Genomic DNA, 16,387 nt, shown 5'->3' with positions numbered 1-16,387 from the left:
ATTATTTGTTGTCGCATCGTTTTCGCGCAAAATCGGTTCCCACCCTTCGGCAAGCTCAGGACAGGCTTTTGCGCGCGGCGCTCTAAGTTTCATATTGAAATGAAACCCATCATGCCCCCATATGGCGGGCATGACGCGCTTTTCCCTGCTCGACCTGGTCCCCGTCCGCGAAGGCGACGACGCCGCGACTGCCCTCGCCAACGCCGCCGATCTTGCCATCCATGCCGAAGCGCTGGGCTATCACCGTTTCTGGGTTGCCGAACATCATGGGATGCCTGGCATCGCATCGGCCGCGACATCGGTCGTGCTCGCCCATATCGGCCATGCCACCGCCACGATCCGCATCGGCGCGGGCGGCATCATGCTGCCCAATCATGCGCCGCTACTGATCGCCGAGCAGTTCGGGACGCTGGATGCGCTGTTCCCCGGCCGTATCGACCTGGGGCTGGGGCGCGCGCCCGGTTCCGACCAGCGGGTGGCGCAGGCGATCCGGCGCAACCTGTCGGGCGGTCCGGACCAGTTCCCGCGCGACGTGATGGAATTGCAGGCATTCTTCGCCGGCGACGAGCGCCTCGGCATCCAGGCGACGCCGGGCGCGGGCGCGGATGTGCCGATCTGGATATTGGGATCGAGCCTCTATGGCGCGCAACTCGCCGCCATGCTTGGCCTGCCCTATGCCTTTGCGTCGCACTTCGCGCCCGGCGCGCTGGACGAGGCGATCGCCATCTATCGCCGTGACTTCCGCCCCTCGGCGCAGCTCAAATATCCCTATGTGATGGCGGGCTATAATGTCTTCGCGGCCGATGACGCAGAGGAAGCGCAACTGCTCGCCAGTTCGATGCAGCAGGCTTTCGTGCGGCTGCGCACCGGTCAGCCCGGCAAACTCCAGCCGCCAGTCGAGGGCTATTATGACAGCCTGCCGATGCAGGCGCAGGCGATGCTGTCCGACGTGCTGAGCGTATCCAGCATCGGCACGCAGGCGGACGTCGAGCGCGACATCGCCGCCTTTCTGCGCCGCACCCAGGCCGACGAGCTGATCCTGACCGGGCAGATTTTCGATCCCGCCGCCCGCAAGCGCAGCTTCGCCATCGCCATGGCCGCGGCGCAGGCACGCGAACCCGCGCTCAACGCGCCCTGAGCCGTCCGCCGCTCAGGAGCGTCGCCGCGCCCGGCGCAATCCTCTGCAACGCCAGACCGAACAGGATCACGGCCATCAGAACGATGAAGGGCTGGCCGAACAGATAGATTGGGTAGAAGGGCGATCCCATCGGACCGAACAGCGCCCCCAGCAGCGGCCCGCCCAGCCAGATGAGGATCAGATGGGCGCAGAAGAGAAAGAAGGCATAAGGTTCTATTCGCAGCAGCAATCCGCGCGCCGCGCTGCCCGCCAGCACCCATGCAAGGTGCCAGAAGGCGACAGCCGCGCTGACGCGGACCGCCAGGTCCAGGCTGTGCTGCAACAATGGCCAGTCTCCATCGCCCAGAGTGATCGTGCGATAGAGCTGCGCGGCCATGAGCAGGGCGAAGGGCAGAACCGCAAGCGGCAGCGGAAGGCGGGCGATCCGATCTTCCATGGCATGGCGGCGGGCCATGATGCCCAGAATGAAGAAGAAGAGGATCGACGCGCGCATCAGCACGGGCGGCCCAAGCCCGGCGATATGCGCGGCGCCCGCCGCCATCGCGACGAGGACCAGCATCCAGTCGGGCAAACGCACGAGCAGCGGCGCCGCGACCATGCACAGGAACAGATCGCGCAGGAAGGGCATCTGCACATTGATGTCGGGATTGCGGGTGAGGATCAGAATTTCATCCACCATCCACCAGAGCGATTGCGGCTGCGGCGCGGACAGGCCGAACAGCCGCGCGGCGCCCGAGACGCACAGGATGGCCAGCATGTTCCACAGGATCATCGGCAGCAGGATCGTTCGCGCCTTGCGCCTGACATGGCCGGGCCAATCCCTGGTCCGCCCGGACGCCATCACCAGCCAACCGGAAATGAGACCGAGCAGCGGCACGGCGCTGCGGCCGAAAATCTCCATCAGGATCCAGCGCAGATTATCCTGTCCGCTGCCCCGCAAGGCCGCGAGCGCCTCTCCATTCTGCCCCGTCCAGGCATGGACATAGATCACCCCCAGGATGCAGATGACACGGGCTATGGAAATCGCGTCGGAGCGGCGCGCTCCATCCACCGGAATTGTTTCGGGCAAGAAAATATCCTGACTGTGACGCGTCTGAAATGCGGGAACCTGATCCATGTTCCTCCTTGCGGGACGATCCGTGGCGGACATGCGGGCAACGATGCCGGTCACGCGGACATGGGGGTGCGGGCCGCCGGACTCAACCGGCTCTGCATAAGCCAATCTTTACCTCTCGCCGCTAATATCATCCCGTTCACCGGAAGCCGCTCCGGTTGCAGGGACGATCACAGGCTCATGACCCAAATGCCGAGCGCACAACAATTCGCCGCCCCATCCGCACAGCGGGCATTTGCAGACCAATGCATGGGCATGGTGTTCCAGATCGCCGGCTCCAGTTCCAAAGTCATGATCGATGCCCAAAAGCTCGGTGCGCTCGGCCAGGATAGCGACCCCTCCATCGCCATGGCAGGGCAGGTCGGCAGCCAGGTGAAGATGCGCGTCGGCCATAGCTGGCTGGTCGCCAGCGTGCGCGCGATGACGCTGGACCAGGCGAGCAAGGGCATCGTCGCGGACATCGATTTCCTGGGCGAAGGCGATGAGGAGGAGCTGACCGGGCGCATCCATCGCTTCCGCCGCGGCGTGACTCGCTATCCCACGCCGGGGACGGATATCTTCCCGGTGTCGAGCGCGGATATGCAGCAAATCTACGCCGCGGACGACCGGGCCAATGTCGAGATCGGCACCGTCTATCCCACCAGCGACACGCGCGCCGCGCTCTATGTCGATTCGATGCTGGGCAAGCATTTCGCGCTGCTCGGCTCCACCGGCACCGGCAAGTCGACCAGCGCCGCGCTGATCCTGCACCGCATCTGCGACCTATCGCCGCAGGGCCATATCGTCATGATCGATCCGCATGGCGAATATGGCGCGGCTTTCGCGAGCAATGGCGCGGTGTTCGACGTCACCAATCTGGCCCTCCCCTATTGGCTGATGAATTTCGAGGAACATTGCGAGGTGTTCGTCACCTCGTCCGGATCCGATCGCACGGTCGACAGCGATATCCTTGCCAAATGCCTGCTCGCCGCGCGGTCCAAGAACCGGCTGGCCGAAAGCATCGGCCGGCTGACGGTGGATTCGCCCATTCCCTATCTTCTGTCCGACCTGACCAACATCCTTCAGAACGAGATGGGCAAGCTGGACAAGGGCACGGGCGCCCTGCCCTATATGCGCCTGAAGACCAAGATCGACGAAATCAAGGCCGATCCGCGCTACAGCTTCATGTTTTCGGGTATGCTGGTCGCGGATACGATGCAGGCCTTTCTGGCGAAGATCTTCCGCTTGCCCTCGGACGGAAAGCCGATTTCCATCATCGACGTGTCGGCCATGCCATCCGACATCACCTCCGTCGTCGTGTCCGTCCTGTCGCGGCTGGTGTTCGACTATGCGATCTGGGCGCGGGACGAACCGCAGCGGCCGATCCTGCTCGTCTGCGAGGAGGCGCATCGCTACATCCCAAGTTCGACCACCGGCTCAGGGCAGGCGGTGCGCAAGATATTGGAGCGGATCGCCAAGGAAGGGCGCAAATATGGCGTGTCGCTGGGCCTCATCACCCAGCGACCGTCGGACCTGGCCGAAGGCGTGCTGTCGCAATGCGGCACGATCATATCGATGCGCCTCAACAACGATCGCGACCAGGCCTTCGTGAAGGCAGCCATGCCCGAAGGCGCGCGCGGCTTCCTCGATTCGATCCCCGCCCTGCGCAACCGGGAGGCGATAATCTGCGGCGAAGGCGTCGCCGTGCCGATCCGCGTCGCGCTCGACAATCTGGAGGCGCATCGGCGCCCCGCTTCGGGCGACCCGAGCTTCACCGAGCTATGGCGACAATCGGGCAGCGAGGCGGATATTCTCGACCGCACCATCACCCGCTGGCGCAATCAGGGGCGTTAGAGCCTATTTCGATTAGATTGAATCGGATCAGGCTCTATTTTCTTTTGTTTTCCGCGACTTCCGAGTCGTCAGATGTTCCATCTGACTTGAAATCGCTTTAGCCCGCCGGCGCGATCCGCCCGGCGGGTTCCGCCTCGCTATTCACCGCCTCGCGGCATTCCTCGGCATGGGGCGGCACCATCAGCTTCGCTTTGCGCCAGCTTCCCTGCGCATAGACCGCCCAGGCGAGCAGGAAGGACGCGGATGAACCGGCCGGGAAACTGAGCCACAAGGCATCGGCGCCCAGCGACGGATAGCTCAGTTCGTAGAAACCGAGCCGCACCCCGAACAGGGTGAAGGTCAGGATAACGAGCGGCGCCACCACCACGCCATTGGCGCGCATCACACCGAACAGGATCATGGTGCAGCCGAACAGCAGGAAGCTCCAGCTCGCCAGCAACTGCATGTTCCAGGCGGCGGCGATCGCGGGCTGGTTGCTGCCCAGGAACAGCGACAGCAACGGTTCGTGGAACAGCAGGATGATGACGATCATCGCGCTGGTGATCGCGAACAGATAGGACATGCCATAGCCGGTGATGCGGCTGATCCGGTCCCACCGGCCTGCGCCGACATTCTGCGCCGCCATGGCGCTGACCGCCGCGCCCATCGCCATCGCCGGCATCTGGAGATAGGTCCAGATCTGCTGCGCGGCGCCATAGGCCGCCGTCACCAGCAGGCCTTCGCGATTGACCAGGCCGATCATCACCAGGCCAGAGGCCGACATGACGATCATCTGGAGTCCCATGGGCAGCCCCTTCCCCACCAGCACGCGCATCTGGTCGGCGGCGGGACGGAGATAGGCCAGTTCCCTGCCGCGCAGACGCAACGGCAGATCCTTCACATAAGTGAAGACGATCAGGCCGATCAGGCTGACGAAGCCAGCCGCCGCCGTCGCCGCCGCAGACCCGGCGATGCCGAAGGCCGGGATCGGCCCAAGCCCCAGGATCAGCACCGGATTGAGGATCAGGTCGATGGCGACGCTGACGATCATGAAGATGAGCGGCGTGCGCGCGTCGCCCGCCCCGCGCAGGCCCATCATCATCATGACGCTGAGCAGGGTCGCAGGCATGGCGATGAAGATGACGCGCAGATAGATGAGCGCCAGGTCGAACGCCTCGGCCGGGGTCGCCAGCAGGCGCAGCAGGGCGGGCGCGCCGATCCATCCCGCCGTCGCGACGGCCAGCCCCAATATGGAGCAGAAACCGACCGCCGATCCGAAGGCGCGCCGCGCCGCATCCAGATCGCGCGCGCCAATCGCCTGCGCGATCATCACGGTCGAGGCCATGCCGAAGCCGAACACGACCGAGAACATCAGGAACATGATGATATTGGCGTTGGCCGTCGCCGCCAGCGCCTGCGCGCCCAGGAAACGGCCGACCCAGATGGCGTTGATCGATCCGTTCAGCGACTGGAGGATGTTGGACGCCAGCGTCGGGATGGCGAACAGCAACAACGTCGATGCGATCGGCCCCTGCGTCAGGTCTTTTGGGCCGGTTTTGCCTGCTGCCATTTGCCTCTCCCCACACACAGGCTCGACTATGAAACGGAATATCCCCGCTCCCGTTCGCCCTGAGCCTATCGAAGGGCTATTCTTCTTTTAAGAAAGAAGAGGGCTTCGACAAGCTCAGCCCGAACGGAGGGGGATATGTAGCCATTTACCCTAAGCGGTCCAGCGCGGCTTTCAGCCTTTCGGCTTCGGCGCTCTTTTCGGCATGGTCCTCACGCGCCTTGGCGACGGCTTCGGGCTTGGCCTTCTCGACGAAGCTGGGGTTCGACAGGCGGCCGCCCAGCGAATCCCGTTCCTTCTCCGCCGCGGCCAGCGCCTTGGCGAGGCGGGTCTTTTCCGCCGCGATGTCGATCACCCCTTCCAGAGGCAGGATGAAGGTCGCCTCATCCACCACGATCTGCGCCGCGCCGCCCGCCGGCGGTTCGCCGAAGGTCAGACTTTCGACGCGACCAAGCCGCGCCAGGGCCACGCCCTGCCGGTCGAGCCGGCGCTGCGTCGCCTCCGCCGCGTCGCGCACCACCATCGGCAGCTTGGCGCCCGGCGGCACGTTGAGTTCGGTCCGCGCGGTGCGGATCGCGCTGACGAGCCGGATCAGCCAGTCGATCTCCGCCTGCGCGTCGGTATCGACAGCGGCGAGCGCCTGCGGCCAGCGGGCGACGATCAGTTCGTTCGCGCGGCTTCCCGTCAGGTGCCACAGTTCTTCGGTGATGAAGGGCATGAAAGGGTGGAGCATCACCAATATCTGGTCGAACGCCCAGCCCGCGACGGCGCGCGTCTCGTCGTCCATCGCGCCTTTCGTCAGTTCGATATACCAGTCGCAAAATTGGTCCCAGACGAAATGATAGATGGCGTTGGCCGCCGCGTCGAAGCGCAGTTCGGTCATCGCCGTGTCGATCGCCTGCACGGTCGCGACCGTTTCGGCGATGATCCAGCGGCTGACCGGCAGCTGCGCGGCGGGCGCTTCGTGGGCCGTCGAGGCGGTGACGCCGTTCGACTGGAGGAAGCGCGCGGCGTTCCAGAGCTTGGTCGCGAAATTGCGATAGCCCTCGACCCGCTTCTCATCCATCTTCACGTCGCGGCCCTGGCTTTCCATCGCCGCCATGAAGAAGCGCAGCGCATCCGCGCCGAACCGGTCGATCAGGCCGAGCGGATCGACGACATTGCCCTTGGACTTGGACATTTTCTGCCCATCGGCCGCCCGGACAAGACCGTGGAGGTAGAGCTTGCGCCACGGCACATCGCCCATGAACTCCATCCCCTGCATCGCCATGCGCGCATCCCAGAAGAACAGGATGTCGAAGCCGGAAATCAGCAGGTCGTTGGGATAATGGCGCTGCAACAAGCTCTGACCCGTTCGGGCTGAGCCTGTCGAAGCCCCGTCCTTTTCTTCCGAAGAGAAGGATTGCCCTTCGACAAGCTCAGGGCGAACGGCGTTTTCATCTTCCGGCCAGCCCAGCGTGCCGAACGGCCAGAGCGCGGAGGAGAACCAAGTGTCGAGCACGTCGGGGTCGCGATGGATAGCGAACCAGTTATATTCGCCTTCCATTTCCGAGACCGGTTTGGTGGCATCATCAACTGAGATGATTTCAACTGGCGGATCGTCATGAAACTGGCTGTAATATTCTCGTGCTTGCTGAAGTGCCTCTGCTTCAGTTGCAGCAACGAAAATCTTATTGCCCGTAATGCCATAACCTGTGTCAGTTTTGATCATTTCTGATCCATACCAAACCGGAATCCGGTGCCCCCACCAGAGCTGGCGCGAGACGCACCAGGGCTGGATATTCTCCATCCAGTTGAAGAAGGTCTTTTCCCATGTCTTCGGCACGATCTCGATCGCGCCGTCGCGCACCGCCTGCATCGGGGCGACGGCCAGCTTCTCGGCGTCGACATACCATTGGTCGGTCAGCCAGGGTTCGATCACCACGTTGGAGCGATCGCCGAAGGGCGTCTGGATCGTGCGCGGCTCGAAATCGGCTTCGACGTCCTCGCCTTCCTTGGTCTTCGTGACATGCGGCACGAGGAAACCGAGCGCCTTCATTTCCGCCACGACCAGTTCGCGCGCGCCGTCCACGCCATCCCTGCGGAACCGGTGGAGGCCCAGGAAGCGATCGGGGATAAGGCCGTCGGCGGTCTGGACGACATTGGCGTCGGCGTCGAACATGTTGAGCATCTCGCCGGCCTTCAGCCCCGCGCGCTTGCCCACCTCGAAGTCGTTAAAGTCATGCCCCGGCGTGATCTTCACCGCGCCAGACCCCAGTTCCGGGTCGGCATGGTCGTCGGCGACCACCTTGAAGCGGCGGCCGGTGATCGGCTGAAGGATATCCTTGCCGATGACGTCCCTGTAGCGCGGGTCTTCGGGATGGACCGCGACCGCCATGTCGGCCAGCATGGTTTCTGGGCGCGTGGTGGCGACCACGATATGGTCGCTGCCGTTGGCCAGCTTGACCCCGTCCGCCAGCGGATAGCGGAAGCGCCAGAAGCCGCCCTTCGTCTCGACCGTCTCGACCTCAAGGTCCGAAATGGCCGAGCGGAAATGCGGGTCCCAGTTGACGAGGCGCTTGTCGCGATAGAGCAGACCGCGCTTGTGCAGTTCCACGAAGGTCTTGATGACCGCCTTCGAAAAACCCTCGTCCATGGTGAAGCGCTCGTTCGCCCAGTCCATCGAGCAACCCAGCCGCCGGAGCTGGCGCGTGATCGCGCCGCCGCTTTCCGCCTTCCATTCCCACACCTTGGCGACGAATTCGTCACGGGTGAAGTCGGTGCGCTTCTGTTGTTGGGCGTTAAGCTGGCGCTCCACGACCATCTGGGTCGCGATGCCGGCATGGTCGGTGCCAACCACCCAGAGCGCATCCTTGCCGCGCAGCCGCTCGTAGCGAATGACGATATCCTGCAACGTATTGTCGAGCGCATGGCCGATATGCAGGCTGCCTGTCACGTTCGGCGGCGGGTTCACGATGGTGAAGGGCGTCGCGTTCGGGCGTTCGGGGCGGAACAGGCCCTTCTCCTCCCAATGGGCATACCAGCGGGATTCGATGTCGGCGGGGTCGAAGGTCTTGGGCAGTTCGGTCATGGGAAGGCGCCTTAGAGCATCGCGCAAAAAAGTGGGAACCGGTTTTTGCAGCAAGCGATGCGGAAATCAAAAAATGCGCCTTCCCTCTAGGTTCCAGCGCTTTTACTTCCCCGTCCACTTGTCCAGCCAGCCCAACGCCTCGCCATACCATTGCAGCGAGTTGCGGGGCTTCAGCACCCAGTGATTCTCATCCGGGAAGACCAGCAGCTTCGAGGGTATGTCGCGCCGCTGGAGCGCGGTGAAGGCGGCCAGACCCTGGGTATAGGGGATGCGGAAATCCTTTTCGCCCGTCACCACCAGCATCGGCGTCTTCCAGGCGACGACATGATTGACGGGGTTCCATTTCTCGAACTCCTCGGGCTTTTCATAATAAGACCCGCCATGTTCCCATTCGTCGAACCACATTTCCTCCGTCTCATAAGCCATGGCGCGGGCGTCGAACACGCCGTCATGCTGGACCAAGCATTTAAACCCGTCCGGCCACTGGCCCGCGATCCAGTTCATCATATAGCCGCCATAGCTGGCGCCCAGCGCGCAGGCATTGCCGGCATCGACCTGCGCGTCCTTCGCCGCGGCGGCGGCGAGGCCCAGTTTCAGGTCTTCGAGCGGCTTGCCGCCCCAATCCCTGTTGATGGCGTCGGTGAAGGCCTGGCCATAGCCGGTGCTCCCATGGAAATCGACGATCACCGCCGCATAGCCATGGGCCGCGAAGGCCTTCGGATTCCAGCGATAGGACCAGCTGTCGTTGAAGCTGCCCTGCGGCCCGCCATGGACGAGGAAAGCGACCGGCAACTTGTTCGTCGCACCGGTGGCGGAAGGGTTCAAGGGCTTCACGATCTGCCCCCAGACGGTGTCGCCATTGGCGCCCTTGAAACTGTAGCGTTCGACCGACACGTCATCGACGCCGGCCAGCTTCTGCGCGTTGACGCTGGTCAGGCGGACGGGTTTGCCTTTTATCGGCATCTTCCAGAAATCGGCGGGCGACTGGATGCTGTCGAGCGCATAGACGAAGCCGCCATTGGGCAGCGGCACCACGCTGCCGGCATGTCCCTTGTCCGTCAGGCGCGTGACCTTGCCCGATGCCGCATCGACCCGGAACACCGGATTGTCGAGCACATCATTGGCCGTGACGAGCAGCCCCTTGCCATTGCTCTCCCACGCGATCGAGGCGACCGAGCGGTCCCAACCTTCGGTCAGCGCCTTCGTCTCGCCGGTCGCGATGTTGCGCAGCATCAGCACCAGCCGGTCGGCTTCATAGCCCGGCCGCTTCATCGCCGCATAAGCGAGCCATTTGCCGTCCGGCGACACGGCCGGCAGGGTGTCGGTCGCGTCATTGGCTTGCGTAAGATTGGTCGGCGCGGCGCTGCCGTCCGCGGGAACCGAGAAAATGTCGAGATTGGTCGAGAGCGGCTCGATCCGTCCCGCCTCGCGCAGGGCGAAGAAGAGGGTCTTGCCGTCCTTGCTCCAGGCGATTTCCTCGGCGCCGCCGAAGGGCTTGGAAGGGCTGTCGCCGACCAGGCCGCCCATCACCGATATGGCCGGGCCGCCCGCGACGGGCATCACAAAAATCTGCGAGCGCTGACCGTCCGACCATGTATCCCAATGGCGCACGAACATCTGGTCATAGACGCGGCCGGTGCCGGCATCCTTGGGTGCATCGGGCTTCACATCGTCGATCGTCTTCACCCCTGTCGGCCGGTCGGCCCACAGCGCGACATGGCTGCCGTCGGGGCTGAGCAGGAAACCGGAAATACCGCCCGGCGCCTTGCTGATCTGCACCGGATCGCCGCCCGCCAGCGCCACGCGCCACAGCTGGTCGTCGCCGCTGGCGTTGGACTGGAAATAGAGGGCGGAGCCGTCGGGCGAGAAGACCGGCGAGGCTTCATTCTTGTCGGGCTTCGATGCGATCAGCCGGGGCGTTTGCCCCGCCTTACCGATGTCGAGCAGGTAAAGGTCCATCCGCCCCTTGTTCCCGGCCAGGTCGGTGCTGCGCAACTGATAGGCGAGCCATTTGCCATCCGGCGACACCGCGGGCGCGGAAATACGGTCGAGCGCCACCATGTCGGCAGGCGTGAAGGGGCGCGCCAAGGCAGGCGTGGTCGCCAGGGCCATCAACCCAAGCCCGGCAAGCAGATATGTCTTCATGAAATCACCCTCGGATCGGATCACGACGCGCGGCGATCCGCGGCGCGTCGTCAGGATGCGAGGGGTCTAGACTTCCGCGAAAGGCATCGCAAGACCAGCCTTAACGGCCGGTGATGCGGGCGATTTCCTTGGCGACCATCTCTTCGACCAATGCGGGCAGGCGCGCGTCGAGCCAGTCCTTGAGCATGGGTTTGAGCATCGATCGGACCAGCCCGTCGAGCGTATTGTCCTGCCCATCCTGCGGCGCGATCAGCATCGAGGAGAGAGCGGACAGCGAATGACGCGCGGCGACTTCGCTTTCGACCGAGAGGATCGAATCGTCGCCGGTCGCAGCGGCGGCGGATGTCTTGGCGGCAACTTTGGGAGCGGGCATCGAGTCCTCCTCCGCGACCTTGTCGGTCAGTTCCAATATCTCTTCGACAGCCGGCTCGATCGCGACGGGCTTGGCGGCCTCGGCACGGGCGCGGCGGGGCGCGGCCTGCACGGCCTCCTCCCCTTCCTCAGCGATGATCCGCTTGATGGACGAGAGTATCTCTTCCATCGAGGGTTCCTTGGTCATGTCACCCATGGATAGTCCCCGTCCAAAATCCATTGCGCACCCTTCAGGCTTTAGAATTACCCGACCGGGTTAACAAGCGGTTAAGGCTGCCGTGAAGAAGCAGGGCCGACATTGGCATTTTGCGCGGGCGTGTCAACGGTGCGCGTCGCCACCGGCCGGGGCGCCGTATCGAAGTCCCAGTCGAACCATTTGCCCTTCACCCGATCATAATTGACCATCGGATCATAGAGCGTGCCGCTGGCCAGCCCCAGATCGTCCGCTTCGGCATGGCCCATGGCGGCCAGCAGGCTGAAGCCCGCGACATAGGCATTGCGCTGCGCCGTCACCAGCTGAACCTTGGCGTTCAGCGATTCCTGCTCGGCATTGAGGATGTCGAGGATGGTGCGGCTGCCGACCGAATTTTCCGCGCGGACGCCTTCCAGCGACAGGTCGGCCGCGTCCACCGCCTTGCGACTCGATTCGATCGTCTGGAGCGAAGCCTGCCAACTGGCATAGGCGGCGCGCGCCTGGGCGATCACGCCGCGCTCGGTCTCGATCTCCTGCTCGATCGCCTGCGATTCGAGCGCCTGATTCTGGCGGACCTGCGCCGCAGGACGGCCGCCCTGATAGATCGGAATGGTCAGCTGAAGCCCAGCCGCCGCCTGCTTGTTGATCTGCGAACCACCACCGGGCTGGCCATTGTCCAGCGTGTCCAGATAGTTGGTATAGCCGGCCTGGGTGAAGGCGGACAGCGTGGGCATCACGCTGCCCCGCGCAGCCTTCACGTCATAGCGGCGCGCTTCCCGCTGCTTCTGCGCCGACAATATGTCGGGATTGTCCTTCAACGCGACCTGCACGGCGGCATCCGGGTCCGCGGGCAGGCCGGGCAATTGCGGCGGCGGCTCCAGATTGTCGGGCGCGTCCCCCACCAGCGCGATATAATTTTCCCGGCTGGTGATCAGGTTGGCCTGCGCCGTCTGAAGATCCGACCGCGCAAGCGCCAGCCGCGATTCGGACTGGGCGACATCGGTTCGGGTCACATCCCCGACTTCGAACCGGTCGTTGGTCGCCTGGAGATTAACCTCCAGCACCTTCACATTGGCCTGGTTGAGCGACACGATCGCCATGTCGCGGATCACGTCCATATAGGCGGCGACGGTCTGCGAAAAGATGCTGGCTTCGGTCCCGCGCAATCCCGCCTGGCCTGCCTCGACCCGAATCTTGGCCGCCTTGACGCCGTTGCGCACCGCGCCGCCGCTATAGACCGGCACGTTCAACTGTGCCTGCGCATTCACTGTCCGCTGCGGCGAGGTGAAGCTGATCGTCGGCTTGAGGATGCTTTCGCTATAGCTGCCGGTCACGTCCACGCCGGGACGCCCGGCCGCCTTCTGGATCGGCACGTCTTCGTCGGTCGCCCGCTGTCCGGCGCGCGCGCCCGTCAGGGTCGGGTTCGAGGCATAGGCCTTGGCCAGCGCCCCCTGCAGCGTTTCAGCCTGGGCAGGGGCGACGACGGCGCCAGCCAGAGCAGAGGTCAGCAACAGCAGGGCGGCTGCGGCACGATGCCGTTTCTGTATGCGCTGCGCTGTCATCTCCCCCCGCTCATCAATTTCAGAACACAAAAGTCTTGGGCGCGCCGAAACCGGGCAGCACCACCATTTCCATGTCGATCAGGCTGTTCAGGCCCAGTGCGCCGCCGACCACACGGCCGCTGCACAGGCGCGTGACGCCGCGATCGGCAATACCGGTCACGACGCGCGCGCCATCGGCAAGCTGCTGAACGAGCGCGGCGGGAACTTCCTCCACGGCGCCGTCGATGAAAAGCACATCATAAGGCGCGCTGGCGGCGGCACCGGCATTGAGGGCACCACGAACGACGGTCGTGCCCGGAACGGCGATGTCCGCCCCGCCTTCTTCCTCGACCGCGGTCACTTGCGCGCCCAGTTCGGCCAGCAATGCGGCGGCATAGCCGGTGGCGGCGCCGATCAGCAGCACCTTGTCGCCCGCAGCGATCTGCGCTTCCTTGAGCAGGCGCCCCGTCACCAGCGGCGGATTGAGCGCGCGGCCATTGTCCAGCGGGATCGGACGGTCGACATAGGTCATGGCGCGGCGGTCGGCGGGAACATAGTCCTCCCGCGGCACCTTCGCCATCACCGCGATCACGCGCTGGTCGTCCACGTCGCTGGTGCGCAACTGGCTGTCGACCATGGCGTTCCGCATCGAAGAAAAATTCTGCTCGGTCACGATAGTTCCTCGCTTGGCACAACTGTATTGGCAATGCAATACAGTAAGAAGATCATCGGACCTCTAAATCAGCAGACCGCCCGCGCCAAGCGGCTTTCCACGACGGCCGCCAAGATTCTTGCGCCCTTTGCGCCACAGTCCGCTTGACTTTGCCGCCAAAGCCGCACATTTGCGGCCACCCACGCCGAGGCCCGATGGCGGAGTGGTTACGCAGAGGACTGCAAATCCTTGCACGCCGGTTCGATTCCGGCTCGGGCCTCCAAATATTGTCGGCGCGGCCTTTTCCATCGACTTATCGCCCCGGCGCCGTCTAAAACAGACGGCATGATGAAGCTGTTCATTGGCAACAAGGCCTATTCGAGCTGGTCGCTGCGCGGCTGGTTGGCGTGCAAGCTGTCCGGCATCCCGTTCGAGGAGGTGGTCGTGCCCCTCTATGACGAGGAATGGGAAAAAAGGCGCGAGGGTGACGAGTTCGCCCCCTCCTCCGGCAAGGTGCCGATCCTGTGGGACGGCGACGATATCGTCGTGTGGGACAGCCTGGCCATCGTCGAATATTTGAATGAAAAGACCGGTGGCGACACATTCTGGCCGGCCGATCCCGCCGCCCGCGCCATGGCCCGCTCCATGGCGGCCGAAATGCACAGCAGCTTCGCCGCGCTGCGCCGCGAGCACAGCATGAACATCCGGCAGATCTATGCGCCCGTCCCGCCCTCCGAAGCGGTGGCGCAGGATATCGCCCGGATCATGCAGCTCTGGGCGCAGGCCCGTGCGCGCTATGGCGGCGACGGCGAGTTCCTGTTCGGGGCATTCGGTGCGGCGGACCTGATGTTCGCGCCGGTCGTCACCCGCTTCATCACCTATCAGCTGCCCGTTGCCCGCTTTGCCGAAGCCTATATGCGCGCGATCATCGCCCATCCCTGGATGCAGGAATGGATCGGCGGCGCGCAAGCGGAGGATTGGGTGATCGACCGTTTCGAGGTGCCGCCGCAGACGGCGTGACGAACATGACCGACATGCCCGAACCCACGCCGGAAAAAGCCAAGGAGGCACGCGCGCGGGAAGCCGCCGCCATCCGCCGCCGCTGGATCACGCTGGGCGAGCTTCTGGCGGTGGTGGCGGCGTTGATTTCCGGCCTCACCCTCTATCTCAACTGGTCGGACAAGCAGGACGAACGCGCGGACAAGGCCGCAGAAAGCAGCAAGGCATCGACGCGCGCGGCCCGGCTGGTGCTGAACGCGGAGAAGGACGGCGACGATCGACTGAGGCTCAAACCCACCGATCCCGGGCAGGTGGTGCAGAGCCAGACCATCGCCTTCCCCAAGGCGCTGGGCATCGATCCCGTGGAAACAACGGGCGAGCCGCGGATCGAAGGAGGCTGGTTCGAAAGCGCGCTCAAGCGGCGTCGGGAAAAGGCGAAGCTGCCCGACGACAGTGTCGGCGATGAGCGACTGCCGGTGGCGATCACCACCCGTTTCGTCGTGAACGGCGAACCGTATGAGGATATCGCGCTCTACGACATCGGCTATGGCATTGCCGGCAAATGGCTGTCGGGCCATCGGCTGACCCTGCGCGGCCTGTCGCTGGTGCGCCATGTCAAGGCGGATGGTGCGCAGGCTGCGCTCGATGCCCGCTGGGCCGGGCTGCCTGCGGCGCGCTGACCGACGGCGCAAAACGAAAGGGGCCGCCTTGCGGCAGCCCCTTCTCTGTCATCCCCAGGGATGATCCGTTCAGCCGACGATTTCTTCCGGCTTGAAGAAATAGGCGATTTCGATCGCGGCATTTTCCTCGCTGTCCGAACCATGGACCGAATTGGCCTCGATCGATTCGGCAAATTCCTTGCGGATGGTGCCGGCGTCGGCATTGGCCGGATTGGTGGCGCCCATGATGTCGCGGTTGCGCTTCACGGCGTCTTCACCTTCCAGCACCTGGACGACGACCGGGCCGGAGATCATGAAAGCGACGAGGTCGGCGAAGAAGGGGCGTTCCTTATGAACGGCATAGAAGCCCTCGGCCTGCTCGCGGCTCATGCGGATGCGCTTGGAAGCGACGACGCGCAAGCCAGCGTCTTCGAGCTTCGCCGTGACGGCGCCGGTCAGGTTGCGACGGGTCGCATCGGGCTTGATGATCGAAAAGGTGCGCGTGACGGCCATGGCCCTCGTAACTCCGAATTGTGGGAATAAAGTCGCGCGCCCTTTAAACGGGGCCGGGCCGGGCCGCAAGAGCCTTAACCGCACCTGACCGGCTATGGCCCCTGCACCCATTTGCGCCCTTCCTGCCTCCAAAAGCGCGGCTCGACGCCGTCCGCCTTGCTCAATGCGCGCCAGCTTGCCCGCGCGCCGTTGATCGTGCCGGCATCGAAAAAGTAGAAGACCCGCTCGAAGCTCAATGCCTCCTCGCGCCAGATGCCATCCGCCAGCGCGATGTGACGTGCATCATTCGCGGCGTCGCAGCTTCGGCTGAGCAGGATCGGCTGATGCGCCTCGCCACCCTCCCCCGCCCGTCCATGCGCCAGGAAGCTTTCGGGCGGCCCGGCCCAGAGGCCGGTGGAAATGCGCTCTAGCCGGTCAGGCTCCTGCGCGACCACCAACAGCCGCGCGCCCAGGCCCAGAATGCGGCCGGCGATGGCAGGCAGCACCAGATCCACGGGATCGCGGCTGAGCTGATAGAAATCGACCTGCATGATTCCAAATCCTGATCCCGTTCGCCCTGAGCTTGTCGAAGGGCCGCCCGATCTTCAAAGAAAAAGAACGGGGCTTCGACAG

13 protein-coding genes and 1 tRNA gene are annotated in these 16,387 nt (G+C 64.2%); 5 read left to right on the top strand and 9 right to left on the bottom strand.

What is annotated here, in order from left to right:
* The first annotated feature begins 130 nt into the window (after positions 1–130).
* Complete coding sequence (locus tag AC58EF_RS02280; RefSeq protein ID WP_497274130.1) at positions 131–1,138, top strand: LLM class flavin-dependent oxidoreductase; 1,008 nt, start codon at positions 131–133, stop codon at positions 1,136–1,138.
* Here AC58EF_RS02280 and AC58EF_RS02275 read toward each other — a convergent pair.
* On the bottom strand, positions 1,125–2,207 hold the full coding sequence (locus AC58EF_RS02275) for an acyltransferase family protein (RefSeq protein WP_497274128.1): 1,083 nt from the start codon (positions 2,205–2,207) through the stop codon (positions 1,125–1,127). The genes AC58EF_RS02280 and AC58EF_RS02275 overlap by 14 nt on opposite strands.
* A 225-nt stretch (positions 2,208–2,432) precedes the next feature.
* Between AC58EF_RS02275 and AC58EF_RS02270 the strand changes: the two genes are divergently transcribed.
* A complete protein-coding gene (locus tag AC58EF_RS02270) occupies positions 2,433–4,085 on the top strand; it encodes an ATP-binding protein (protein ID WP_497274126.1) in 1,653 nt (550 codons plus the stop codon).
* A 97-nt stretch (positions 4,086–4,182) separates the two neighbouring features.
* Here AC58EF_RS02270 and AC58EF_RS02265 read toward each other — a convergent pair whose 3' ends face one another.
* From AC58EF_RS02265 to AC58EF_RS02240, 6 genes are all read right to left on the bottom strand, one after another.
* Positions 4,183–5,634, bottom strand: coding sequence for an MATE family efflux transporter (locus AC58EF_RS02265; RefSeq protein ID WP_497274125.1), 1,452 nt, complete (start codon positions 5,632–5,634; stop codon positions 4,183–4,185).
* Between the two features lie 145 nt (positions 5,635–5,779).
* The gene (locus tag AC58EF_RS02260) at positions 5,780–8,701 is read right to left on the bottom strand and encodes a valine--tRNA ligase (RefSeq protein ID WP_497274124.1); all 2,922 of its coding nucleotides are present in this window, start codon (positions 8,699–8,701) and stop codon (positions 5,780–5,782) included.
* 102 nt (positions 8,702–8,803) lie between these two features.
* On the bottom strand, positions 8,804–10,846 hold the full coding sequence (locus AC58EF_RS02255; protein ID WP_497274123.1) for a S9 family peptidase: 2,043 nt from the start codon (positions 10,844–10,846) through the stop codon (positions 8,804–8,806).
* Positions 10,847–10,946: 100 nt separating this feature from the next.
* The gene (locus tag AC58EF_RS02250) at positions 10,947–11,414 is read right to left on the bottom strand and encodes a DUF2497 domain-containing protein (protein ID WP_497274122.1); all 468 of its coding nucleotides are present in this window, start codon (positions 11,412–11,414) and stop codon (positions 10,947–10,949) included.
* A 71-nt stretch (positions 11,415–11,485) separates the two neighbouring features.
* Positions 11,486–12,973, bottom strand: coding sequence for a TolC family outer membrane protein (locus AC58EF_RS02245; protein ID WP_497274121.1), 1,488 nt, complete (start codon positions 12,971–12,973; stop codon positions 11,486–11,488).
* Positions 12,974–12,992: 19 nt separating this feature from the next.
* Positions 12,993–13,625: a protein-L-isoaspartate O-methyltransferase family protein gene (locus AC58EF_RS02240; RefSeq protein WP_497274120.1), complete on the bottom strand. Its 633-nt coding sequence runs from the start codon at positions 13,623–13,625 to the stop codon at positions 12,993–12,995.
* Between the two features lie 188 nt (positions 13,626–13,813).
* On the opposite strand from AC58EF_RS02240, the gene AC58EF_RS02235 reads away from it, so the two are divergent.
* From AC58EF_RS02235 to AC58EF_RS02225, 3 genes are all read left to right on the top strand, one after another.
* Positions 13,814–13,887: transfer RNA gene (locus AC58EF_RS02235), tRNA-Cys, on the top strand.
* Positions 13,888–13,949: 62 nt separating this feature from the next.
* Complete coding sequence (locus AC58EF_RS02230; protein WP_497274119.1) at positions 13,950–14,624, top strand: glutathione S-transferase family protein; 675 nt, start codon at positions 13,950–13,952, stop codon at positions 14,622–14,624.
* Between the two features lie 5 nt (positions 14,625–14,629).
* Entirely contained in the window at positions 14,630–15,283 is a 654-nt protein-coding gene (locus tag AC58EF_RS02225; protein ID WP_497274118.1) for a hypothetical protein, read from the top strand.
* 69 nt (positions 15,284–15,352) lie between these two features.
* Here AC58EF_RS02225 and ndk read toward each other — a convergent pair whose 3' ends face one another.
* On the bottom strand, positions 15,353–15,775 hold the full coding sequence (ndk, locus tag AC58EF_RS02220) for a nucleoside-diphosphate kinase (protein WP_497274117.1): 423 nt from the start codon (positions 15,773–15,775) through the stop codon (positions 15,353–15,355).
* A 92-nt stretch (positions 15,776–15,867) separates the two neighbouring features.
* The gene (locus tag AC58EF_RS02215) at positions 15,868–16,305 is read right to left on the bottom strand and encodes a DNA polymerase III subunit chi (protein ID WP_497274116.1); all 438 of its coding nucleotides are present in this window, start codon (positions 16,303–16,305) and stop codon (positions 15,868–15,870) included.
* Positions 16,306–16,387 lie beyond the last annotated feature (82 nt).

This window comes from Sphingobium sp. WR1 (assembly GCF_059693745.1).
This window is presented reverse-complemented; position numbering and strand designations above follow the sequence as displayed.

Excerpts from the sequence above, each read along its gene's own strand:
- AC58EF_RS02280 (WP_497274130.1), top strand. The coding sequence starts at position 131 with ATGACGCGCTTTTCCCTGCTCGACCTGGTCCCCGTCCGCGAAGGCGAC.
- AC58EF_RS02270 (WP_497274126.1), top strand. The coding sequence starts at position 2,433 with ATGACCCAAATGCCGAGCGCACAACAATTCGCCGCCCCATCCGCACAG.
- AC58EF_RS02265 (WP_497274125.1), bottom strand. The coding sequence starts at position 5,634 with ATGGCAGCAGGCAAAACCGGCCCAAAAGACCTGACGCAGGGGCCGATC.
- AC58EF_RS02260 (WP_497274124.1), bottom strand. The coding sequence starts at position 8,701 with ATGACCGAACTGCCCAAGACCTTCGACCCCGCCGACATCGAATCCCGC.
- AC58EF_RS02255 (WP_497274123.1), bottom strand. The coding sequence starts at position 10,846 with ATGAAGACATATCTGCTTGCCGGGCTTGGGTTGATGGCCCTGGCGACC.
- AC58EF_RS02250 (WP_497274122.1), bottom strand. The coding sequence starts at position 11,414 with ATGGGTGACATGACCAAGGAACCCTCGATGGAAGAGATACTCTCGTCC.
- AC58EF_RS02245 (WP_497274121.1), bottom strand. The coding sequence starts at position 12,973 with ATGACAGCGCAGCGCATACAGAAACGGCATCGTGCCGCAGCCGCCCTG.
- AC58EF_RS02230 (WP_497274119.1), top strand. The coding sequence starts at position 13,950 with ATGATGAAGCTGTTCATTGGCAACAAGGCCTATTCGAGCTGGTCGCTG.
- AC58EF_RS02225 (WP_497274118.1), top strand. The coding sequence starts at position 14,630 with ATGACCGACATGCCCGAACCCACGCCGGAAAAAGCCAAGGAGGCACGC.
- ndk (WP_497274117.1), bottom strand. The coding sequence starts at position 15,775 with ATGGCCGTCACGCGCACCTTTTCGATCATCAAGCCCGATGCGACCCGT.
- AC58EF_RS02215 (WP_497274116.1), bottom strand. The coding sequence starts at position 16,305 with ATGCAGGTCGATTTCTATCAGCTCAGCCGCGATCCCGTGGATCTGGTG.